15 protein-coding genes, 1 tRNA gene and 3 pseudogenes are annotated in these 21,701 nt (G+C 59.8%); 9 read left to right on the top strand and 10 right to left on the bottom strand.

The genetic code is table 11. The features are described from left to right. The first annotated feature begins 13 nt into the window (after window positions 1–13). From pgsA to AB4Z20_RS05895, 4 genes and pseudogenes are all read left to right on the top strand, one after another. Complete coding sequence (gene pgsA / locus AB4Z20_RS05910) at window positions 14–574, top strand: CDP-diacylglycerol--glycerol-3-phosphate 3-phosphatidyltransferase (RefSeq protein ID WP_003200282.1); 561 nt, start codon at window positions 14–16, stop codon at window positions 572–574. Window positions 575–637: 63 nt separating this feature from the next. Further along, window positions 638–713: transfer RNA gene (locus AB4Z20_RS05905), tRNA-Gly, on the top strand. A gap of 2 nt (window positions 714–715) precedes the next feature. Next, a pseudogene (locus AB4Z20_RS05900) lies at window positions 716–980 on the top strand (LexA family protein); the annotation flags it as partial. Continuing rightward, window positions 973–1,357: pseudogene (locus AB4Z20_RS05895) on the top strand (Y-family DNA polymerase); the annotation flags it as partial. The pseudogenes AB4Z20_RS05900 and AB4Z20_RS05895, both read left to right, overlap by 8 nt. Before the next feature lie 201 nt (window positions 1,358–1,558). Here the strand turns inward: AB4Z20_RS05895 and AB4Z20_RS05890 are convergent. The 7 genes from AB4Z20_RS05890 to AB4Z20_RS05860 all read right to left on the bottom strand — a co-directional run bounded on the left by AB4Z20_RS05890 (window position 1,559) and on the right by AB4Z20_RS05860 (window position 14,271). Then, window positions 1,559–3,190 (bottom strand): ATP-binding cassette domain-containing protein, encoded by a 1,632-nt coding sequence (locus AB4Z20_RS05890; protein WP_442089515.1) that lies wholly within the window; start codon window positions 3,188–3,190, stop codon window positions 1,559–1,561. After that, complete coding sequence (locus AB4Z20_RS05885) at window positions 3,183–4,412, bottom strand: MFS transporter (RefSeq protein WP_442089514.1); 1,230 nt, start codon at window positions 4,410–4,412, stop codon at window positions 3,183–3,185. Before AB4Z20_RS05885 ends, AB4Z20_RS05890 begins: the two co-directional genes overlap by 8 nt. Before the next feature lie 58 nt (window positions 4,413–4,470). Further along, the gene (locus AB4Z20_RS05880; protein ID WP_442089513.1) at window positions 4,471–5,052 is read right to left on the bottom strand and encodes an isochorismatase family protein; all 582 of its coding nucleotides are present in this window, start codon (window positions 5,050–5,052) and stop codon (window positions 4,471–4,473) included. Between the two features lie 7 nt (window positions 5,053–5,059). Next, window positions 5,060–6,463 (bottom strand): FAD-dependent oxidoreductase, encoded by a 1,404-nt coding sequence (locus tag AB4Z20_RS05875; protein WP_442089512.1) that lies wholly within the window; start codon window positions 6,461–6,463, stop codon window positions 5,060–5,062. Continuing rightward, window positions 6,460–7,347 (bottom strand): ACP S-malonyltransferase, encoded by an 888-nt coding sequence (locus AB4Z20_RS05870; protein ID WP_442089511.1) that lies wholly within the window; start codon window positions 7,345–7,347, stop codon window positions 6,460–6,462. The genes AB4Z20_RS05875 and AB4Z20_RS05870 overlap by 4 nt, the downstream gene beginning before the upstream one ends. Beyond that, complete coding sequence (locus AB4Z20_RS05865; RefSeq protein ID WP_442089510.1) at window positions 7,337–10,405, bottom strand: beta-ketoacyl synthase N-terminal-like domain-containing protein; 3,069 nt, start codon at window positions 10,403–10,405, stop codon at window positions 7,337–7,339. Before AB4Z20_RS05865 ends, AB4Z20_RS05870 begins: the two co-directional genes overlap by 11 nt. 125 nt (window positions 10,406–10,530) lie before the next feature. Next, the gene (locus tag AB4Z20_RS05860; protein WP_442089509.1) at window positions 10,531–14,271 is read right to left on the bottom strand and encodes an SDR family NAD(P)-dependent oxidoreductase; all 3,741 of its coding nucleotides are present in this window, start codon (window positions 14,269–14,271) and stop codon (window positions 10,531–10,533) included. Between the two features lie 326 nt (window positions 14,272–14,597). Between AB4Z20_RS05860 and AB4Z20_RS05855 the strand changes: the two genes are divergently transcribed. From AB4Z20_RS05855 to AB4Z20_RS05840, 4 genes and pseudogenes are all read left to right on the top strand, one after another. Beyond that, window positions 14,598–15,311 carry an autoinducer binding domain-containing protein gene (locus AB4Z20_RS05855; RefSeq protein WP_442089508.1) on the top strand — a complete coding sequence of 238 codons (714 nt, stop codon included), beginning with the start codon at window positions 14,598–14,600 and terminating at the stop codon, window positions 15,309–15,311. An 84-nt stretch (window positions 15,312–15,395) separates the two neighbouring features. Next, the gene (locus AB4Z20_RS05850) at window positions 15,396–15,998 is read left to right on the top strand and encodes an acyl-homoserine-lactone synthase (RefSeq protein WP_442089507.1); all 603 of its coding nucleotides are present in this window, start codon (window positions 15,396–15,398) and stop codon (window positions 15,996–15,998) included. Window positions 15,999–16,258: 260 nt separating this feature from the next. Next, a complete protein-coding gene (locus AB4Z20_RS05845; protein ID WP_442089578.1) occupies window positions 16,259–16,447 on the top strand; it encodes an IS1096 element passenger TnpR family protein in 189 nt (62 codons plus the stop codon). Further along, window positions 16,368–16,643 (top strand): annotated as a pseudogene (locus AB4Z20_RS05840) (DUF4113 domain-containing protein); the annotation flags it as partial. The gene AB4Z20_RS05845 and the pseudogene AB4Z20_RS05840, both read left to right, overlap by 80 nt. 708 nt (window positions 16,644–17,351) lie before the next feature. On the opposite strand, the gene AB4Z20_RS05835 reads toward AB4Z20_RS05840, so the two are convergent. The 3 genes from AB4Z20_RS05835 to AB4Z20_RS05825 form a co-directional block, all read right to left on the bottom strand. Continuing rightward, window positions 17,352–18,071, bottom strand: coding sequence for a hypothetical protein (locus tag AB4Z20_RS05835; protein WP_442089506.1), 720 nt, complete (start codon window positions 18,069–18,071; stop codon window positions 17,352–17,354). A 415-nt stretch (window positions 18,072–18,486) separates the two neighbouring features. Then, window positions 18,487–19,758 carry a hypothetical protein gene (locus tag AB4Z20_RS05830; RefSeq protein WP_258690868.1) on the bottom strand — a complete coding sequence of 424 codons (1,272 nt, stop codon included), beginning with the start codon at window positions 19,756–19,758 and terminating at the stop codon, window positions 18,487–18,489. A gap of 165 nt (window positions 19,759–19,923) precedes the next feature. Further along, entirely contained in the window at window positions 19,924–20,625 is a 702-nt protein-coding gene (locus AB4Z20_RS05825) for a hypothetical protein (RefSeq protein ID WP_442089505.1), read from the bottom strand. Window positions 20,626–21,337: 712 nt separating this feature from the next. Here AB4Z20_RS05825 and AB4Z20_RS05820 point away from each other — a divergent pair. Beyond that, entirely contained in the window at window positions 21,338–21,685 is a 348-nt protein-coding gene (locus AB4Z20_RS05820; RefSeq protein ID WP_442089504.1) for a hypothetical protein, read from the top strand. Window positions 21,686–21,701 lie beyond the last annotated feature (16 nt).

The following is a 21,701-nucleotide window of genomic DNA, read 5'->3' as shown; positions in this document are numbered from 1 at the left end:
GCCAGTTGTGCCGATGAATATCCCAAATCTGATTACCGTCCTACGCGTCCTGCTCATCCCGATCTTCATTTTGCTGTTCTATTTGCCGTACCACTGGAGCTACATGGCCTCCGCCTCGGTCTTTGCCTTCGCCGCCGCGACGGACTGGCTGGATGGTTACTTGGCTCGACGCTTGGAGCAGAGCACGCCGTTCGGCGCGTTCCTCGACCCGGTGGCCGACAAGCTGATGGTCGCGGTGGCCTTGGTGCTGCTGGTACAGGAACACGGCAACCTCTGGCTCACCTTGCCAGCGGCGGTGATCATTGGTCGTGAAATTGTCGTCTCGGCGCTGCGTGAGTGGATGGCCGAGCTGGGTGCCCGCGCCCAGGTCGCCGTGTCGAACCTGGGCAAATGGAAAACCGCCGCGCAGATGCTCGCGCTGGTGATCCTGCTGGCCAACCCTTCGGATTTCAGCTTCTGGGTGCTGTTGGGTTACGCACTGCTGCTGGTTTCCGCTGGGCTGACGCTGTGGTCGATGGTCCAATACTTGCGCGCCGCCTGGCCGCATCTGCGGACGGATGTAGAGCCTAAATAAAACTTTTTTGAATCAAGGGGTTGACGGCGTAATCTGAATCTATAGAATGCGCCACACCAAGACGCGGGAATAGCTCAGTTGGTAGAGCACGACCTTGCCAAGGTCGGGGTCGCGAGTTCGAGTCTCGTTTCCCGCTCCAAGATTCAAAAAAAAGCCACTCAGATGAGTGGCTTTTTTTTGCCTGATATTTGTGTGCTGAGGCAGGATCAGGCATTGGAGCCGGTGCACGGGCACATCGTTGTGGCGCTGTTGAACAACGAACCTGTTTGCAAGCGGCTGTGCCTGCGGGGGGAAGGAGGTGATTCTCCTGTCGGAGAACCCAAAGTACCCACCGAGGTACGTGCTCGAGGGAGACGAGTTGGTCATTTGTGGGGTAATCACCTGCAGCGTGCGCAGCCATGTCTAAAGCCCAGTCGGTGTTCGCCCTGATCGATTGCAACAGCTTCTACGCCAGTTGCGAACGTGTGTTTCGTCCAGACCTGGCCCGGGTGCCCATCGTGGTGCTGAGCAACAACGATGGCTGTGTGATCGCCCGCAGTTACGATGCCAAGCCCTACGTGAAGATGGGGGAGCCGTACTTCCAGATCAAGCACAAGCTGCAAAAAGCACGGCATTGTTCCGTTCTCATCGAACTACGCGCTTTATGGCGATATGAGTGAGCGGGTCATGACGCTCATTGAGTCGATGGTGCCGGCAGTTGAGGTTTACAGCATCGATGAAGCTTTTGCTGATCTGACTGGCGTTGATGGTCTGGATGCACGGGGTCGCAGGAGCTCCTGCCAGAGCATCAACCGCTTGCTCCAAGCTGCATTCTTTATCATCAATGTGGCCTGCCTAGCCCTGCTTGCCAAGTCCAACAACAGCGAAGCTGTCTGGAGCGGGTACAGGATATAGTTCCTTGCTCACGATGCCTGAAGTGCCGGGCTGCAGATTCGGAGGTCTCTTACCTTTCGATGCCCGGAATTGTAATACAGTCTCCGCTATTCACCGCCCGCCACCATCCCACGGCTCGTAGCGCCAACCCGTTGGTTGCCAGATCATCTGGTGCGTCAATTCCAAGGCCTGCAGAAAATCAGGGTCGTGAGCACTCACGATGAGCGCGCCCCTGAATTGTCTGAGCAACTGCTCGACTGCTTCCAAGGCCGCGATGTCGAGATGGTTGTTCACTTCGTCGAGCAGCAATAGTTGCGTCTGTTCGGGGCCGCCTGCTAGCCAGGCGAGCGCTGCGCGCAGGCGCTCGCCACCACTGAGCCGACCGAATGGCGTAGCCATCTGCCGAGCGTCGAGCCCGGCGTTGGCGAAGACCTGGCGAAAGCGGCCCTCCTCGACAGTGCCCAACTCATTGCGCAGTACCTGCTCGATACTGTGCTCGGGGTCGAAGGTTTCAGCGTGCTGGTCGATCAGGCGAGTGCGTAAGACATGCCGGGCGATGCCGCTGGCAGGCGCCAGTTGCCCGGCTATCACCTTCAGCAGGGTTGATTTTCCGCAGCCGTTCGGCCCGATCACCGCGACTCGCATCGGGCCGTGCAGGGTGAGATCGATGAAGCGGCTGTCGGAGGGACCGTAGGGGAGCTCGCAGTGTTCGAGCGTGACCATCTGGGTCGCATTGGCGACCAGGCCGGTAGGTGCGAGCAGTTGGCTTGAGCGTACCGGCTCGACGTTCGCACTGGCCTGGTCGACCCGCTCGCGCGCCATCTGGCTCAGGCGCGCCTGCTGGATGCGCTGATGGCCGCTGTGCTGTTCGGCGCGCTCTGCCTGCGCATTGGCGACGATGGCTGGGGTACCGGTGGCACGCGCCACCTTGCGACCATGACTGGCACTTTGCACCTCGCGCTGGCGGGCCATGGCTATCTGCTGCTCGACTCTGTCGCGTGCCGCGCGTGCCCTGACCAGTGCAGCCTGGGCGTTGTTCTGCTCGGCCTGGCGCTGCTCGCGATAGCTGCTGTAGCCGCCGCTGTATTGAACCAGAGCGTCGCTGCGAAGCTCGAGGATACGATCGGCATGTTCCAGCAGCGCCCGGTCGTGGGAGATGATAATGCGGGTTTCCTTGCCCTGGCGCAGCTCTTTGCTCAACTGCTCGCGGGCCTGGCGATCCAGATGGTTGGTGGGCTCGTCGAGTATCAATATCCGCGCTCCGCCAAGGCGCAGACCGGCGAGCATCAGGCGTACAGTCTCGCCTCCGCTCAAGGCCTCGCTCGCGCGATCAAGCGGCAGATGGGCCAGACCCAGGCGCGTCAGACAGGCATAGATATCGCCCGGCAGGTTCCAGCGGTCGTCGATCAGGTCGTACAGCGCCGGGTCGCAGGCGCCCGCCTCGACCTCGGCCAGGGCCTGCAAAGCGCTATGTACCCCCAGCAGGTCGGCAACGGTGCCGCTGATGGGCCCGAGCCATTGCGGCAAATAACCGACACTGCCATCACACTGGACGCTGCCTTCGCTCGCGGCTAGGCGACCCGCCATGATCTGCGCCAACATCGATTTGCCGCTGCCGTTGGGCCCGACGATGCCGGTGAACTGCCTGGAGAACGTTGCGTTGAGCCCCGAGAACAGCGGCCTGCCGTCTGGCAGGCGCAAGGTCAGGTTCTTGAGGATCAAGGTGGCGTTGTCGCTACTCATCTCGATCTTTTCCCGAACCCAGGATGACCCAGCTCAGGACCAGCGCACCCACGCTCAGCGAGGCCAGCAGCAGGTTGCCCCAGACGCCGATTACTCCGCCCAGCAACGCCGTGACGGCTGCGGCGCCGGCAGCCAGTGAAGCGGCGATGCCCAGTACCGTGCCACGCAGGCTTGCCTGCTCGCATGCCAGGGCATGCCCGATCAAGGCAGTGTAGGCCACCCCATAGGCGATCGCGGCAAGCGCACCGAAAACCAGGGCAAGCGAGTTGTCGAGCGTGGCCGCGAGCAGTGCGCAGCTTACCACCAGCATGGGGATGGTAGCGCGTGCGATCCGTGGCGCTGGATACCGGGTTTGCAAGGCTCCGGCTACCCAGATGAAGGCGATGCACATGCCGATCCCGACCACTGTCAGCAGTAGGCTGATGCTGCCTACGGTCTGGCTCTGGCGCGCGAGCATCCAGGGCAGGTACTGGTAGAAGAGGTTCCAGCCAATTTGCAGCCAGAGCAGTGCAAGCAATGGTCTGCGCGTGGCTGGCGAGGTAAAACCGTTCAAGACCTGCCTGATCAGCGATGGGCCCGTTGTTGCCGCCGGAGCTGGGGTAGAGGGCAGCAAGAAGGCCATCAGCAGGCACAACACGCTGAGGGTCAGCGCGACCTGCAAAGGCAGGAGCAGGCTTGCTCCCGGCGTATGACCTGCCAGCAGGATGCCGGTGAGCGCGGGACCGGCGAAAAAACCCGCAGTCATGGCAAACATTACCCAGCCAATGCGTTTCATTGCGCTGTCGGGGGTCTGGACCAACATGGCCTGTGCCACCGGGACGCTACCGGCGAAGGTGCCTCCCAGCAAGCGTCCGGCGATCAGCAAGCCCACGCTGCCCAGGCTCACCGCCCAAGTGCTCAGGGCATACCCGGCGACCGACCCTGCCACCGCAAGCAGAAGCGTTGGGCGCCGCCCGATGCGGTCTGAAAGCGCACCCAGCAGAGGCGCGCCCACCATCATCGCAAAGGCGTAGCCTGCCAACAGCACGCCGTAGAGCCAGGCGGTCCGAGCGGCAGTCGGTGTGCTGGCGAAAACCACCCCCGCAGGGTCGCCGGGGTCGAGCAGCATCGGTAGCATCGGCAGCAGCAATGCCGTGCCCAGGCCGTCGATGAAAATGATCAGCAGCAGGATCAAGGGCGTGGCCTTGGCAGTGGCGTGTGTCTGCGAGAGAGCGGCGGTCATGGCTGGCTCCGTGCGAACAAGGTGCGAGTGGGCATGATGTCAGGTGCGGCAATCTGGGTCATTCGCCGTAGGTCCTCAGGTAGCGGCCATCGAGAAAGCGTTGGCTCAGCGCCAGGTAATCGGATCGCTCCGACTGCGCCATGGTTTCGAAGAACAACATCTCGCGGGTGATCAGCTCCACGCCGTGGCGTGACATGCGCGAGAGCGCGACCTCGTGATCCAGGGCGCTGCGGGACGACACTGCGTCTACTACCACCGAAACCTGGTCACCGCGTGCGCGTAGCGCCAGTGCCGATTGCAGGATACACACGTGGGTTTCCACACCCGCGAAAATCCAGTGATTGCCGGGCGGAGCGGTACGGAAGATGTCGATCCCCCGTTCATCGAGCACATTGAAGTGGCATTTGGAGAGTGTCGTGCAAACACCCGCTGCCTTGCATAGCCGTGCTGGCAGCGCGCCCAGCTTTTCATGGCAGACCAGAGCAACGGGCAGCTCGATTTCCTGGGCAAGTTCGGCCAGCCAGCAGCAATGCTCCAGCACGCGGCTGGCGTCCTGGATCATGGGCAGCAGATCGACTTGCATGTTGTTGATGATCAGGGTCGTTTTGCCATGGGCACGGGAAGGGATCGAAGATGTCATGCAAACCTCATTGCAAGTAATGGCGCATCACGCGCGGTGCGAGACGCTCGACGGCGCCCAGTTTTTCGGCGATGCGCAGCAGGCGCTGGTCCAGTTGGCGTATCAGTTTCCCGGACGCTGATTCCACGCCCATCAGGTCCTTGACCAGCTCGAACTGGATGCGCGCACTGGCATTGCTGCCTTGGTCCACCGACGCGCCGAAACGCTGGGCCAGTACCAGACCTGAGGTCAGGGCGCCTTCATGGCCGCCATAGGAGAAGTCGGTTCCGCAGTACCAGATTCGTTCACGGCCCTGGATTGCCCGTATCAGGGAGCGCCGATGCAGGTCGAGTGGTCGCAGCTTGGGCAGCTTCCACTGCTTGCGCAGGATCACTTTGGATGGGTCCAGCGCCATCTTCGGGTCGAACGTCACGTACAGCGGCGTGGACGAGGGTTCGAAGTAGGTGACTACCCGGGTCAGGGTCCCCCAGGCATGGTTCGCCTCGCCTGGTGCGTCCGCGGCTTTGACGAAGACGCAGTAACTGTCGGGCGAGCCGTGGGCGACCGCTGCGCTGTCACTGTGCAGGATGGCTTCGACCGGAACATATTCGTACGCCCCGAGCAGGGTTGTCTGTTCGGGCGTGGGCGTCTCGAGCAGGCGCAGCGCCTGATCGGCGTGGGTCGCCAGTACCACCTGGTCGAAATCCTGTGATCCTGCAAGTGTGCTGACCTCCACGCCCCGCTCGTGCGGACGGACAGCCGTCACTGGGGTATTCAGGCGTACCTGCGGGCCGAGCACGCGATGCATGATCTTCAGGTATCCATCGATCCCGCCTGTGGCCTTGCGCCAGTAGGCGGGCGAGAAGAACGACAGCAGGTTCATGTTGAAGGAGACCGCGCAGTACACCAGGCTGTAGTCCAGTGAGGGACCATTGCATCCGGAGTAAACGGTCAGCAGCGGGAGCAAGGCCTGGTGGACAAAGCTGGAGTCGTAGCCCCGCTCCCTGACGAAATCCCCCACCGACCAGCTCTTGTAGCGTTCCTGGTGGAGGCTGACCTCGACCATGTCCTGATGAAACCGATCGAATGCCTGTCGCAGCGCCGGGCTCGATGCCTTGCCGGTGTGCTGGTTGCTCCATAGCACGGAGGCGTCGGCGTCCAGGCAACTGAACGACAAGGGCGCGACGAAGGTGTCCACATCGAGCGCCTTGAGATGCGCCATCAAGTTGGGTGCGAGCCGCTCCGTAAAATATTCGACACCCATGTCGGCATGGATTAGCTTGCCATCATGTATCAGGGTGTGGGTGAAGGCGTGGCCACCCAGCTGCTCGCCCGCCTCGAACAGGGTGACCTGGTGCAGCGCGGCGAGATGCCAGGCAAGCGTCGCGCCTGCGGTCCCGCCACCAACGATGGCGATTCGTTGTGGTTTCATCGCGATGCCTCTTTCGATGGGTGGTGGGCGTCTATGGCAGCGATAAGGCGCGTAAGTACTTGGCCTGGGCCCGGCTCGATGAAGTCGAGCAGTGGATAACGCTGCCTCAGCACCTGGATTGTCTGCAGCCAGCGCACCGGGCTGGTCAGCTGGAAAACGATCTCTTCGAGCAGATGGGTGTCGGGTACCGGTCCGCCATGGGTGGTGGAAATCAAGGGACAGGTCCCGGGGCTGAAAGTGACCCGCTCCACATAGCGACTCAGGGCTACGCGTGCGGTTTCCATGTAGCGGGAATGAAACGCCCCGCTGACATTCAGATGCACCGCGCGCAGGCCGCGTTGTTGAAGGTTGTGCGCCGCGCGCTCGATGGCCTGGCTCGGACCGCTGAGCACGGTTTGCTCCGGCCCGTTCACGTTGGCAATGTCGAGACTGTCCAGTCCCTGTTCGAGCAGACAGGCCTCCAGGCCCTGGGCGTCGATGCCCATCACCGCGAGCATCGCCCCGTCCCCGGCCGCCTTCATCAGCCGGCCACGCTCGATCACCAGTTTCAGGGTGTCTGCGAAACCGAGCCGGCCGCTGGCGTGGATGGCGCCGAACAGCCCCAGGCTGTGGCCAAGCATCAGGTCGGCTCGATCGATATCGCGGTCCTGGCGCATCGCCTCGAAGCTCATCGTGCTGACGACGAATACGGCAGGCTGGGTGAAGGCGGTGTCGGCGAGCCTGCCGGCATCTTCGAGCAGCTCGGCCAGCCGCAGGCCCAGCAGTGTCTCGGCGATTTCGGTCATCTCGCCGAACCTGGGCAGCAGCTCCAGCCCCATTCCGGGAAATTGCGAGCCTTGGCCAGGAAAGGCGATTGCCAGCGCGCCAGGTCGTTCAAAGTTCATGCAGCACCACCTTCGGGCGTGCCGCAGGCTTTTGCCTGCGTGCCACATCGTTGGTTGGGTTCAGCGAAACCAGGCCTTGGATACGCAGGACCGGACCCATGTCCTGAGCAAGAAACTCGAAGTCGTGGGTCACGCTCCGGGCGGTTTTTTCGCGTCGCTGGCAGCGCACGTAGGCAATCGCCGCGTGTGGGGACAGCCGCTCGACCCTCTCGGCCATCCAGGGTACCCAGGCCGGACCTGCCTCCCCGTCGTCGAGCAGGAGCGCGGTCTGCAGACCGGCGTCGATGATCGCGGGCGACAGTGGCAGAGCGAAGCTGCGCGCGGGCAGCACACTCGCCTGCACCTTGTCGTCTCCAACCCAGGCCCAGCGCAGCAGTCGCAGTGAGTCGCCGTAGCGATAGCCCATGCGTGCGAACTTCTGGTATATCGCTGTGCGCTGCAGGTAATGGCCCGAGTCCAACGTCCAAGGCTGCTGCTGGTCGTGGCTGTGCTGCTCCAGGGTGGAGGCGCTGGCGACAGTAGTGTCGGCGATGGTGACTGCAAACCGACCCGCTGCCTGCTCCGTGCGGACGGATTCGAACGACTGGGCGCGGGCCTCGAATCGCACATCCATCAGTCCAGCCGTTGAAGTGTCAGCCAACAGGCGCGCCAGGTAGTAGCCTGCCGGTACTATGGCCTGTCCGTCGATGTTGTGGTCAGCCAGCAGCGTGTCCAGGCTTTCGAAACCCGACTCCCGAGCCTGCACCCAGAGTGGCGTGCCGTCGAAGCAATAGTCCGGCAGCTCGAGCGGTTCATCGGCTGCGAACAGGGCGTGCCAATCCGGCAGTGCGCCACCCAGATAAGCCAGGCGAACGCTGTCCAGGTCCATGTCTTGCTGCAGGCCCGGCATGCGCATCGAGTTCATCACGCCTGCATCACAACCCGCCACTGCAGTGCTTTCACCGTTACCACGCAGGTCTGCCAGAGACAGCGCCAACTGGCGGCGCAGATCCTGCGTCGAGTCGCTGCACACGGCCAGGCGATGGCGCAGGTGATCACGCTGGTGGGCAAGGCTGGCGGCCAGGCGTGGCAGAGGCACATCGTTTTGCTCCAACCATTGCAATAGCGCGATACGAGAGGTATCCAGCGCCTGGACGCTATGGGCCGACAGCACGATCAACTGTTTCGCCGATGTCGGATGTTTCGCCGGCCTCGAGGCCCGGATCGCAGAGCTCAGCAGCACGTGTGCGTTGGCACCTCCTGCGCCAAAGGATGACAACGCCGCGCGATAGGGTTGGTTATCGCGTGCAGGCCATGGCCTGACATGACGATTGACCATCAGCCCGGTCGCCTGAGACTCCAGCAATGGATTGGCCGGGTGTGCATGCAGCGACGGGAGCAGTGTGCGATGACGCATCTGCAGCAGGATCTTCACTGCACCCGCCAGTCCGGCTGCCGACTCCAGATGGCCGATGTGGCCTTTTATCGAGCCGATCGGCAGACGCGAGGCCTCTGTGCGTCCCTCGCCAAGCACCGCTGCCAGGCTCTTGAACTCGATCGGATCGCCGAGCGCGGTGCCGGTGCCGTGAGCCTCGACGTAGTCCAGTTGTGTCGGAGCCCACCCGGCCTTGTCCAGGGCCTCGCGAATCAAGCGGGACTGCGCCTGCGGGTTGGGTGCGTTGTAGCCGTTGGATTTGCCTCCGGCATTCAGTGCCGAGGCTTCTATCACCCCGCACAACGGATCCCCATCCGCGAGAGCCCGGTCGAGCGGTTTGAGCAGCATGGCGCACACCCCTTCGCCGTCGACGAAACCGTCGGCGCCCTCGCCGAACGGTCGGCATACGCCCTCTAGCGAGAGCATGTGCAAGCGGCACAAGTCGTCGTACTGTCGAGGGTGTGAGATCACGTTCACGCCTCCGACCAGGGCCACGTCGCAGTCGCCCAGGCGCAACGCATTCACCGCAGTGTGCAGAGCGGTCAAGGAGGCAGAGCATGCGGTGTCGACCGCCATGCTCGGACCGTGCAGATCAAAGTGGTATGACACCCGATTGGCGATCGACCAATGCAGCGATGTCGGCTTGGGGCCGTCGCTGTCTATCGGTGTCAGGTTGGCATAGCCGGTATTCATCACGCCGACGTACACCCCTGTTCGGCTGCCCTTGAGTCGCGAGGCCGGATGAGCACCATGCAGGAAGGTCTGGTACGCGGTTTCCAGGAACAACCGTTCCTGGGGATCCATCAAGGTCGCGTCCATTGGCGTGATGTTGAAGAACCCATGATCGAACCTGTCGACGTCACTGAGAAATGCACCGATACCGGCATAGGTCGACGTTTGCATGTGCTCCAGGGGCCAGCGTGCGGGCGGTACCGGACTGCTCAGAGGCACGTCCTGCTGCAGTCGCTCCCAAAGCTGTGCGGTGTCCTCTGCACCCGGGAAACGTCCGCGGTAGCCGATGATGGCGATCGCTCGCGCCTGCGCAGGTTGATCGGTGCGCAGGTCAGCAGGCTGTTGTCGTTGCCCGGTCGTGGCGTGTGCATGACCCGCAGCTGTTGCCTCGGCTTGCGCGCTCGTGGCGTGCTGGCTCAGGTGACCGGCCAGTTGCGCTATGCTTGGGTATTCGAACAGCAAGGTCGCGGGCAGATAGCCGTAACGAGCCTGCAACGGCTTGATCAACTCCAGGCTGATCAACGAGTCGATGCCGTAGCTGGCGAATGCAGCGTCATCGTCGAGTTCGTCGAGGGACATGTGCATGACCTTGGCGATGCTGTCACGCACGAAGTGCAGGGTGTCGCACTCCCCACCAGGCTGCGCGGCACGTGCAACGGGTGCAGGGACGCTGCTGTCCGCAACCTTGAAAGCTTCTGGGTGGTATTGCTCCAGATAGCCGGCCAGGTCGGCGAGGGTGGGGTATTCGAAGAACAGTGTGGCTGGCACGTATCCGACCTTGTCTTTGAACGGCTTCACCAGCTCCAGTGCAATCAGGGAGTCGATCCCATAGTCTTTCAGCGCTCGCGTGGGATCGAGGTCAGAAGGGGCCAGGTGCATGACCGAGGCGATCGCGTCCCGAGCGAACGTCATCGCCGAGCTCAAGCGCGCCTCGTCGAGGTTCGCGGCTGCTGCGCCCGAGGTTTGGCTGGCGCTGGCGGCAGGGGCCCTTTCGGCTGGCGCGGCTGCCGTGGCCGATACAGGAACGCGGGCGACGATCAGCCTTGGGTCTGATTGCCGTGGTGCTCGGTGTGTTCGAATCCGGTTTCGCGCAACAGGCGCTGCCAAGTGGCTGCGTCGAGCAACGGGCTTCCTTCTATGCGCTCGGGGCCGGTGTTGAGCCACCATCCCTTGGTCAGGCCGAACGTCAAGGTTGCATAGTGCTGCAGTGCCGTCACCTCGTTGAGCACGATCACGCCGCCTGGACGCAGTGCGCGACGAATATTGCGCAGTGATTCGCGGATGTCGCGGGTGGCGTGGATCACGTTGGTCGCCAGCACAATGTCGAATGTGCCAAGCCATTGGGCAATGACGATGGGATGCTCTGGCGGGATGTCGTCGAGTGCGCGCTTGCAGGCTTGTACGAGGGTGGTGGTACGGGGAGCGCCGCAGGACGATGTTGGCGCCGGGTCGACTGGGTCCAGCACGACGGTCCGATGCCCATGGCCTCGGAGTTGTCGATCCAGCTCCGGATCGACAATCAAGGTCAAGGGGCTGGTGAACGTGCGCGTTGTTTCGGACGCATTGGACATGAAGTCCGCAACTGCGAGCAGAAGCCGATCATCGGTCTCTGGTGGTGGATTCGAGCTTTGTGGTTCGTGTGATACACGTAGTTCGTTGGCCCACAGCGGTATTTTCTCGAAAGGATAACTCGGCAGGTCGAGCATCTTGCCCGGTGGGTTGTGGTGCCGCCAGTCGATGCTTTCCCCGGCCTGAAAGCGGCTGGCCGCCTGCTCAAGCTGTGCGCTGACGGTGGCCTGGTGCGCAGTCGACGATGCCAGTGCGTTTGCCAGGTCGTCCAGGTCGGTGACCAGGGCGCAGAACCTGTAGCGCATGGTCGGGCGTGTCACGTTCAACGTGTAGGCAACGTCCGCCAAGCACAGCCCCTGCTGCTTAAGCAGGTAGTCGAGGATGGCGGCCTTGAGCGTATTCAACGACGCTTCGCTCTGCGCGCTGATGGCCACTGCCATGGGTACGGCGTCATGTCGTGCCGGTGCATCCACCTGCGGCGGCACGTATTCGCCCACGATCACATGGGCGTTGGCACCTCCAGCGCCGAAGCTACTCAGACCGGCGTAGCGACGCTGGCCGGCGGGTGTGTTCCAAGGCACAAGTTCGGTCTGCGGACGAACTGTTCCCTCACCGACGGGTATCAATGGATTGGCGATGTCGCAACCGATCGTAGGGGCGAGCGAGCGGTGACGAAGTTGCAACACGATCTTGGCCAACCCCGCCAGACCGGCGGCAGGCTCCAGGTGACCGATATTGCTTTTGATCGATCCTACGGCGCAGTGCCCGTAATCACGTGCCCCATAGATGCCGTTCAGCGCTTCGATCTCGATCGGATCTCCCAAGCGAGTGCCGGTTCCATGCGCCTCGATGTAGGTGATGTCGTGTGCCTGGCGGTCGGCATCGCGCAGTGCGGCTTCGATGACCTTGGTTTGCGCTGCTGCCGAGGGTACGGTGAAACCGCTGCTGCGCCCGCCTGCGTTCACCGCGCTACCATGGATGACCGCATGGATGCGTGCGTTGGCATCGATTGCCTCCTGCAAGGGCTGGAGAACGAAGACCACGTGCCCTTCACCTGGCACATAGCCGTCTGCCTGGGCACCGAAGGTATGACAGCGGCCCGTCGGGCTGAGGAACTTGCCCTGGCTTAGCACCCGATATTTATGTGGGCTGACCATAATATTGGCTGCGCCCACGATTGCCTGACGGCACTCGCCGCGGCGCAGCGCTGCGATGGCCAGATGCAGGGCCGTCAGCGAACCTGAGCACATGGTGTCCAAGGTCAGCGATGGCCCACGGAAGTCGAAATGATAGGAAAGGCGGTTGGCCTGGGCAGAGAACGAGGTGTCGATGGGCTGGGACGTTTCCAATTGCTGGTAGTGTCCGTACATCGCTGCTATGAAAACCCCTACGTCTGGAGTCGGCGCGGCGAAGAATCCTGAGTTTTCCAGCGCATGGTGAGTCGTCTGCAGCAGCTTGCGCTCGGCAGGGTCCATGCGCTCGGCAGCTTTGAACGTGGTTTGGAAGAACAGCGGATCGAACATCTCGACATCGTCGATGAAGCCGCCATGGCGGGCATAGCTGCGGCCAGCGGCGCTGGCATCGCTGTCATAGAATGCGCGCCAATCCCAGCGTGGCGATGGGACGGGGCGCACGGCCAGTTGTGCTTCTGCCAGCAGCGGCCACAATTCTTCCATGCTGGCAGCACCCGGAAAGGAGCCCGCCATACCGACGATGGCAATATCCTGCGCCCGCCAGCGCGGCTCGTCCTGGGTGTGAGCGCGCACCTGTGGGGAGGGGGCTCGCCAGGTGGACTCGGGAGGGGACGGGGGGGCTGCCGCGGGTTCGGGCTGAAGTCCAATGATGGCCGCGCGAGTCTCTATGTAGGCCGACAGGCTCGAGATACTCGGGTGCTCGAACAGGATGGAGCGGGGGATTCTAGTGACCATGCCGGCCTCGGCCAGGCGGCGTTCGATCTCTGCGGCAATGCTGATCGCCGCGACTGAGTCAGCGCCGTGATCCATCACGTTTTCAGCGTCTGCGAGATTTTCCAGGCCAGTAAACCTGGCAATGGCCTGGCGCACCAGCAGCTTGGTATCCAGCGTTGGCGCGCGACTGGCTGTCGCCGCTTGTCGACCGGAGTGTGCCTCAGTCAGCAGCCTGCCAGCGTAAATCACGGCGTCGGCGCAGCGGGCGGCAAGCAGCTCATCCATCGCCGCCAGGGCTTTATCCGGGGCCATTGGCCATAGCAGTCCGCGGTCCTGGCCCATCGCCATACCGCTCACATCCCAGATGCCCCAGCCTATGGTTGACCAGCCCGGATGGCCTTGCAGGCATTGCCGCTCAGCCAGAGCATGCAGGTAGGCGTTGGCCGCTGCGTAGGCCGTCTGTCCGGCCAGGCCGACGGTTGCCGATAGCGAGCCGAACATGACTACGCGGCGTATCGCCATCTCGTTCTGCAGATGCGCAAGGGCAAGGGCTGGCGCGATTTTGGTCTTCATGACCTTTTCCAGGGAGGAAGTCGGCTTCGATTGGAAAAGGCCATCTTCCAGATGACCGGCGAGGTGAAAGACTGTATCCACCTGACCGTAGCGTTCATGGAGCGTCGAAAGCGTCTGTCGCAGGCTCTCGGTGTCCGTCGCATCGCCCTGGAAGTAACCTGAGCAACCCAGCGCTTTCAAGCGCGAGCGTCGTTCATCGCTCAAGGACGAGCGGCCCATGACAAAAACCGGTTGCTGGCCGACCACATGTTCCAGCAGGTGCTGGCCGATGCCACCCAGGCCGCCGATGATCAGCACCGGCCCGTCCTGGCTTCTGGGTTCGTTCGCGACCTTCGGTGCTTGTTGGTGAAGATGAGCCACTAGGCGCTTGCCACCCTCGACTCGCAGGCGTCGAAGCCCTTCCTGCTGCGTCAACCCGCAGATGGTGAGTGACTGTGCCAGGCTCGCATCGCTTTCCAGCCAGGTGTGAGCCAGTTGTTCGGTTTCGCAGCGCAGGGATTGCAACAAACCGTGCGCAGCAGCTGCGTCGGGGTTGGCGATACGACTGAAAAGCAACAGCTTCAGAGGCGTGCCCGTCGCCAGCAGCGCGGCGATGATGCGATGAATCGACTCGAACTGGCTTTGCGCCAGCTGCCATCGGCCAGAGGTTTCGGTGTCGGCTACAGGCACCAGCACAGTGTCGCCCGCCGCGAGGGCGCTGCCTGCGATCTGGTTGGCATCGATCGGCATCCAGCCATCGGGGGTATCGCAGTGTTGGCCATCTGCTATTGCAAGCCACGTTCTACCGGTCGAGCCAGGACTGCAAGATTCGGCGGACCATACGATTTTCGCGGTGTGGCAAGTCAGACGCTCGTCGGATTGCATGGCATTGCCTTCTGGCTGCGGGCGGGAACAGGGATGCTAGGGCAGTGGCCAGATGCAAGAAATTACAAGAATTGGTAGGTGATTGATCTCGGCGTTTCTTCGTATACGCGACGTATGGTCTGACCGGGGCTGCGGGACAGGCAAAAGCGCTCTACACTGTTCGACCGGTGGATGACCAGGAGGGGTCGTCAATGGGATTAAGAATGTTGGAGTGGTATAGCGACATCATGCGAGAGATTTCGGCGGCTCGTGAGGTCGAAGCCCTGGTGTCGATCCTGCACCGTGAGGCCATGGAGTGTGGCTTCGAACATGTTGGCCTGGCCTTGCAAGCGCCCACGCCGTTCACTCGGCGCAAGACTCTCATGATGGGCACCTATCCGCTTCAGTGGCAGGAGCGCTATGACGAGCAAAGTTATGGTGCGATCGATCCTGTGATCGAGCACAGCATGGCCAAAGCGGATGTCGTGAACTGGAGTGATGTTCAAGCCAACTGCCACCGACATTTCTTCGCCGAGGCCGCCCAGTTCGGCTTGGTTCATGGAATGACCTACAGTGCCTTGGCGGCCAGCGGTGATACGCACGTCATCTCTTTTGCTCGAGACCGTGGCCGGGTCAGTCAGATCGAGCAGTTGGAGCTGGGGGTGAAGCTGCGTTGCCTGAGCGATACCTGCCGCCAGGCGTTGGCGCGGTGGAACCTGTCGGCAGTCGAACGCTGCGCCCTTTCCGACAGGGAAGCGGAAATCCTCAGATGGACTGCAGACGGCAAATGCGTCAGTGATATCGCGCAGATCCTGTGCATCTCCGACAACACGGTGAATTTCCATATCAAGAAGATCGTCGGTAAGTTTGGATCGCCCAACAAGGCACACGCGGCCGCACACGCCGTGGCATTGAATCTGATCTGAACGCTTGCGCTACCAGAAGAGGTAGTTGTCGTTGATCGCGCGGCCATGGGGTAATTGCCCGCTTTCAAGCTTCGGGTGATGCAGATGCAGATTCTGGCGGGCAGCGCGAGTGAACTGGGCGACAGTGTCTACCAATCGCTTATACGTTTTCGTTACGAGATTTTCATTCGCAAACTGCGCTGGCGCCTGCCATTAGATCAGCAAGCAGCCCGTGTAGAGACCGATCAGTTCGATACGCCTCATGCGCGCTACATCGTTGGCCTGGAGGACGGACAAGTCGTGAGCTGCGCTCGTTTATTGCCGACGCTCGAACCTTATCTGCTGGGAGAGGTTTTTGGGTGGATCAGCGATGCTCCGTTGCCGGCCGATCCACATGTGTGGGAAGTATCGCGCTTCGCTGCTGCCAAACAGGCCAGTCCTGATGCAGGGGCTGCGCTCTTTCGCCATGCGCTAGCACAAGCGGGTGCATTGGGGGCCGATACCGTCGTAGCGGTCACAACGGTGCAGTTGGAAAGGTACTTTCGAAGGCACGGCATTTGGCATGAGCGTATGGGCCCGATGCACCAACACGAGAACGACTCACTGGTGGCGCTGCGTTTTCAGGCGAGGCAACAAGGTGCCTTGCCTTGCCGTGCCGACGGCATAAGATGTCGGCTTGAACCGAGTCTCTTGCGCGTTCATCAGTAACCGTCCGCCCATTACTCTCTCCTGACCCCCTCCAAATTGACCAAGATAGTGGACACCATTTTTTCGCGGACACCGTCTCGAATACAGTTGCCCCAGCCCGTCGAGCCGGTCGCCGTCCCAACTGTCCGTTGGACTTTAAACGCCAAGTCGTCGGGGCCCTCTTCCAGCCCGGCGCCCCCTTGTCGCTGATCGCTCGCGAACAGAAATAGCAGGTGAGTAATACGAGATTCCCGATCCTGATGGCTGGGGGCCGCCGGTGAATCCAGAAGCTCGCAAGGCACTGGTCAAAGCGCTTCGGCAAAAAGACATTTGACTACCTCCATGACTTTGGTGACAGCTGGGATCACCGAATCAAAGTCGAGAGAAGGCGTGTACAGGCCGGGGTTCAAGTACAGCAAGGCGGGGGTGCTGCTGATGAATCTTTGCCAGAAAGGGGAGTACATGGATGATCTGTTCGCAACCTCACAGCCGGCGCAAGCTACGAAACTGATGGCGGTACTGGATCAAATCAATGGGCGATGGGGTAAGGGGACGCTTTGCTCTGCCAGCGTTCCGGTCAATCCGGAATGGGAGATGCGGCGGGACATGATGAGTCGGAGTTTTACGACGAGGTTGGATCAGTTGTGGGTTGTTGCTTGTAAGTAGTGGGCAGCGCTTTTTGGGTTATGTGTGGTGGGTTTCTGATGTCGAGACGGAGTGAGAGTCCTGGTCTCGCGGCCTTCACTCTGATCTGTTGATACCCGGTTGACGAGATTGGGCAACGCTCTTCCATGGTGATCCATGGAAGGTGAGCCTCGGGCAGGGTCGGAGACAACCTGCGCGGAAGGCCTGCTTTATTCCAGTGAGTTGAATGTCCTGATCCATACCACGGCGTCCGCGTTGGACCACGCTCAAGAGGCCTTGGGGAGAAGAATGATGAATAATGAGCAAATTGAAACAGTGGCTGACGTGTTGGAGTCGATACAAGTGAATCAGAACGCTCTGGCCGCTGCTATCGAGGAGTTGGCCTTGTGAAGCAAGGCTAGTGGCTCAAGTCAGGCTCATCGCAATGTCGTTACGGCTCTGTGAACTCTTGATCAAAACGCGGAGGGCATTGCCAATGCGCTAAAGCTGCTACGCCTGGAAAAAGTAGGCGCCGATGATCGTTTCAAGAGTTGAAGTCGCAAGCCCAGTGATCAGGTTCAACCCATAACTTAATAAAGTTCCGACTGCGCGACTGGAAGCCCTAGTCGCAAGGGGGTTAAAAAATTCCGGGGTGGGATCTGATCTAGCATGGCGATCTACATTCGGGATAACAATTGCGCCGGAGAATCACCATTGCTCACGCCCTAGGGCCGAGAGGAACTGTTGACTTTAGGCTGGGGCATCCAAAGCATGCGAGACGAGTGCGGTCTTTTTGGGTTGGACCAGTGCCAGATAAACCCCCGCACCTTTTCCAGGAACGATGTAGTTGGCGTCGCACAGATCGGTCACCAGAGTCGGTGCCATAGCCAGCTCGAACTGGATAGCCGTGGCGTATTGGAAAGCGCTATTGCTCAGGCTTTCGCTGAAGGTGTTTAGGAACTCTTCACAGGTCGAGAATTTTCCATAGCTGTAGCCACCCTGCTGGTCCTGGTAAAAGCGTGAGTAGACCAGCAGTACGATACCCCAGCGTTCGATGATCTCGTTGGGCTTAGTCAAGGGAATGGGTTTGACCAAATCTTTACGAATACCCTTGATTTTGTTGTAAGCGTTCTTGTTGTTATGAACGATCTTGAACTCGATAGCTTTCGACGGTGCTTCGCCGTGGCTGTCCTCGATCCAGATATCCACCTTGCGCCGTTCGGCGGCGATCAACCAACGGGGAACGTTGACGCGGTCAGGCAGGGCGCTGTCCGGCTTGAACGTCTTACAATCATCCAACTGGCCACCGAGACCGAACCGATCGCGATGGATGTCCAGCAGCGCTGCCGACTCCAGGCTCAGCCACAGCTCCGGCGCTACGGTGACGACGATTGATTTGAGGATGCGTTTGCGTTCTTCCTGCTGCAGATGAGTCAGTAGAAAATGGGTAAAGGCAGGAACGAAGGACATGGGATCTCCGCATCAGGTCCGAGAGGTGGTGCAAGGTTGATCAGACGGCAGATTATCTATTCGGGGAGTTCATGTCCTGTTGACCTATGGAAATTACAATGCCAGCTTGATCATCGTTCATCCCATTGGCTTTTGGTAGCATCCAAAAGCCTTGCTTGGAATTACCCCTGTTTTCGCTCTTGAAGCACCTCGAAAACAAGTCCAGAATCAAGTCTTTTCCTGCCCCTTCAAGAAAATAAACCCCTTATATTTCAATGAGTAGGACGCCAGATACGAGTCTCGTTTCCCGCTCCAAGATTTAGAAAAAAGCCACTCAGATGAGTGGCTTTTTTTTGTGCCTGTGAAATGTTTGCACTCATGTCGACTAGCTGCTTTCGGCCGAAAGCTGTCTTGGCCGCTACGTGTCGTCTTCGCATCAAGGCCGTTTTTGATTGATCAGCGAGAAGATCGCGGCCTGCCAATCCTTGTTGTGCTGTTTGTAGTAGGCCAGTAGCAGCGAGAGGTGCGAGTTGAAGACCTTGTGGAGGCTAACCTCGCGTAACTGTTCCACTGGGGGACGGTGCAGCCAGAATCCGCATGGGAAGGTGAAGCGAAAATCCCAGGCGTGCTCGGGATCTGTGAGACTTAAGCCATCTAGCTTGTAGGCCCGGCTGAATCGCAAGGTATTGACGATGCCCGAGTGAAGGAAGCCTGTCAGGCAGACCACCACGGCATCGATGTTGGTCATTAGCGATAGATTGGGGATGACCGAGTTGGGTAGCTGGAGGCTGTTACCCGCAGCCCTGGAAGCTCTGATTAGGCCATAGGGCCCGTGCAGACTTTCCATGACATCAGCGTATTCATCCGGATCGTTGCAGCAAAGTAATACGACGTTCATGTCATTGTCACGGCGCAGCAACTGGCAATTCGCGTCTCCAAGAAAACGACCGATAGTAGGGGCAAGGGTAGCTTTCATTTCGATACCGACGTCGTATAGCTGCTGCTTGATCGGCTCTGGTAAGAAGTATTTCGTGCCTCCTTCGTCGTCTGTAGAGAAGGCCTTGGAGAAAGCCTTCACTTCGACGTTGAAGCGAATGCCCTCGGCTTGGAACGTGAAGTCGAAATTCTTGTCCGGGCCGGTGCTCGAACAGTCCGGATTCGGAACATGGTTTGCGAACCCTTCTGGATGGATTTTCCTGAAATACTCCGCTGCTCCCAGTTCCGATATCTGCGCGAGAAACTCCTCAATATTGTCCGCGCGAAGCAGGCCTGCTAGGCCATCAGCTATTTCCTGAGATGTCTTGTTTGGGTGCTTTTGATATTCGATGGCTGTGGCCAGGAGCGCACAGTACTGATCGAGGATCTCACCTTGAACGACATCCGGACGTTCCTGCAGAGCAAGGCGAATGACCCAGGCGGCGGCGTCACGACTTCCCGGCGCAGGGTCGACGGCTGGATCGTAGGGGATGAAGTTTTCCTTGTTGAGCTGCCACACTAGATCGGAGACCAGTTGCCTATCGCGCTTGCGATTGGCTGCCGCGTCGCGGAGGAGGGCGCCGAAGCGCAGGGGGGATATGTCGGGATAGTGCGTGGCACACCAGCGGAGCGCTTCGCTAAGGGAAAATGACTGGATTCCAGATGCTTTCCAATAACTCAGCATTTCCTTGAGGTGATTTTCTGTAGGCGCAACAGCAGATTTACTATCCATTGTGTCTCCTCCTTGGATAACACACGCATTGTGTCTACAGGGGTAACAGTTCAACCAGTGGGCGCGAGCTTTCCTGGAGAGCGGAAGAAGCGCAGAAGGTCCCACGGGCCTCATCCTTGTCTCTGACGCAACCGTCATGCATTGGAGCCAGTAATGGGCGGGGGACTATTTAAGATATTCCATGCGTCGTTTGGCCTTGTAACAGTCATTGGTATCGATAGCCTTCTGGTAATACTCCAAGCGGCGCGCACGATTGCTGTCGCCCTGTAGACGGTAGATTTCAGCTTGATAATCACGACCGTTGCCCCATTGCATGGCGAAGCCCACAGGTTCCTCAGGCTTGCATTCAAGCCGGACAACTGGCTGTGGAAAATACTTTTCGTAGAGCGGCATGCTGGTTTCCATGGCCTGCAAGGCTTTTTGGTACTCGGGCGTATCGCTAAACGCCAAGCACCAGGAGGCAATTTCAAGTGCTGGCGGAGCGAAGCCTTGGGCGAGGCTTCGTTCGAACAAGGGGCAAGCTTTCTCTTTGATCACTTCGCTCGGAGACAGCATCGCGTAAATCAATCCGAGACGATATTGGGCGACGGGATGATCAAGGGCCGCTGCTTGTTCAAGCAAAGTAAAGGCAGGTTTGAGTAGCGCACCTCCTTCTTCGGCTAGAGTTAGGGAGCGCTGCCTCTCCTCTTCGCTTGTTGTTGGGGTATCAGCTGTCACTGCTTCGAGCTTGTCATTCGCTTGTAATAGGTATGGAGCAGCTTCTTGGTAAAGGCTCTCGGCACGAGGGTCTATATGCAGTGTGCTGGCCAGGCTCAACTGTGGCAACAGACAAGTTAATAGGGTGTAGCTCCAACGATGTAGGTACACGGATTGGCCTTCTTGCATCAGCTATTGGGGGATGGTCTAGACCAACTGTCTGACGTTCTTTGCCACCATGGGCATCTGATTTTGGCGGACCGCCGGCTTGTATCGGCCGGTTCTGTTTAAAAATTAGCTCCGCTGTCTGACCGACAGCAAAATTTCTGCATTGGCCGGTGGGCGATCGCACTGCATGATGGGACAGCTATCGACTGGGCGGGAGCGACTGTTTCACCCGTTCAACCTTGGATTTCACATCCCCACCAATCACGTTCTGCACAACATTGATAAATGTCTCGATTTGAGCGATCTGTGCTATTAGCTGCTGCGTACAGTATGGCTTCGATGATCCGAACGACGGCTGAGTGTTGGTGCGGTTCAGGTCAGCTTGCAGGGCGCATGTGCATCGAACCCAGAGCTTCGCTACGGCAGAAGCGATGTTACAACTCCGACCTAGTTATCCAAGAAATCCGTGAGTATGTCTGTGGATAACCGCGCTGATGCCAGGTAGGTAGAGCGTTTTAACGGGCGCTCAAAAAATGTACAGGCAGGTTGGCATCATCCCGCCGTAGACCATTGATTTTAAACAGCGCTGAACACCGGGATCACCTTGCATGCATGTTCATGATGTCGACAGATTGGAGCCAAGTTTTTGAAATTCATATGGGCTATCAGCGTTGGAATACTGCTGGCGGGATGCACAAATACACCCGCTAATCTCATGTCTGATTCGGACAGTTACGATGGCTCGATCCAGGCGAACGTTACTGCTCAATCCGCTTATCGCAACATCCGTCAGGCCAGCCGAATTTGTTTGGAGCACTCGCCGCTGGGGACTCCGGTCACCACAGAAAGCGAGTTCGATTCGGAGGTCAGTAGCGGGCAGATCACCCAGCGTATGGTCGCCCAGGGCGTGAGGCTCAGTTTGGCGATCATCACTGTCGAGCCTACCCCTCAGGGCATCGCTGAGATAAAGCTATACACCCTCAAGGGCTGGAGTTCGATTGGGGTCAAGGCGCCTACGTTGGGCAAGCTTCGTTCGTGGATCAACGGCGATCAATCCTGCTAAACGTCGACTGCATTGT

Source organism: Pseudomonas sp. KB_12 (assembly GCF_052114545.1).
In the GTDB taxonomy this organism is placed as follows: Bacteria; Pseudomonadota; Gammaproteobacteria; order Pseudomonadales; family Pseudomonadaceae; genus Aquipseudomonas; species Aquipseudomonas brassicacearum.
The sequence above is the reverse complement of the archived record's forward strand: the minus strand, read 5'-3'. Positions and strand labels throughout refer to the sequence as shown.

What these genes read in the sequence shown, in the direction of transcription:
- AB4Z20_RS05850 (WP_442089507.1), top strand. Translation starts at nt 15,396, where the DNA reads ATGCAGATTCTGGCGGGCAGCGCGAGTGAACTGGGCGACAGTGTCTAC.
- AB4Z20_RS05835 (WP_442089506.1), bottom strand. Translation starts at nt 18,071, where the DNA reads ATGTCCTTCGTTCCTGCCTTTACCCATTTTCTACTGACTCATCTGCAG.
- AB4Z20_RS05870 (WP_442089511.1), bottom strand. Translation starts at nt 7,347, where the DNA reads ATGAACTTTGAACGACCTGGCGCGCTGGCAATCGCCTTTCCTGGCCAA.
- AB4Z20_RS05820 (WP_442089504.1), top strand. Translation starts at nt 21,338, where the DNA reads ATGTCTGATTCGGACAGTTACGATGGCTCGATCCAGGCGAACGTTACT.
- AB4Z20_RS05865 (WP_442089510.1), bottom strand. Translation starts at nt 10,405, where the DNA reads ATGACGTTCGCTCGGGACGCGATCGCCTCGGTCATGCACCTGGCCCCT.
- AB4Z20_RS05890 (WP_442089515.1), bottom strand. Translation starts at nt 3,190, where the DNA reads ATGAGTAGCGACAACGCCACCTTGATCCTCAAGAACCTGACCTTGCGC.
- AB4Z20_RS05830 (WP_258690868.1), bottom strand. Translation starts at nt 19,758, where the DNA reads ATGGATAGTAAATCTGCTGTTGCGCCTACAGAAAATCACCTCAAGGAA.
- AB4Z20_RS05860 (WP_442089509.1), bottom strand. Translation starts at nt 14,271, where the DNA reads ATGCCGATCGATGCCAACCAGATCGCAGGCAGCGCCCTCGCGGCGGGC.
- AB4Z20_RS05855 (WP_442089508.1), top strand. Translation starts at nt 14,598, where the DNA reads ATGGGATTAAGAATGTTGGAGTGGTATAGCGACATCATGCGAGAGATT.
- pgsA (WP_003200282.1), top strand. Translation starts at nt 14, where the DNA reads ATGAATATCCCAAATCTGATTACCGTCCTACGCGTCCTGCTCATCCCG.
- AB4Z20_RS05880 (WP_442089513.1), bottom strand. Translation starts at nt 5,052, where the DNA reads ATGACATCTTCGATCCCTTCCCGTGCCCATGGCAAAACGACCCTGATC.
- AB4Z20_RS05885 (WP_442089514.1), bottom strand. Translation starts at nt 4,412, where the DNA reads ATGACCGCCGCTCTCTCGCAGACACACGCCACTGCCAAGGCCACGCCC.
- AB4Z20_RS05875 (WP_442089512.1), bottom strand. Translation starts at nt 6,463, where the DNA reads ATGAAACCACAACGAATCGCCATCGTTGGTGGCGGGACCGCAGGCGCG.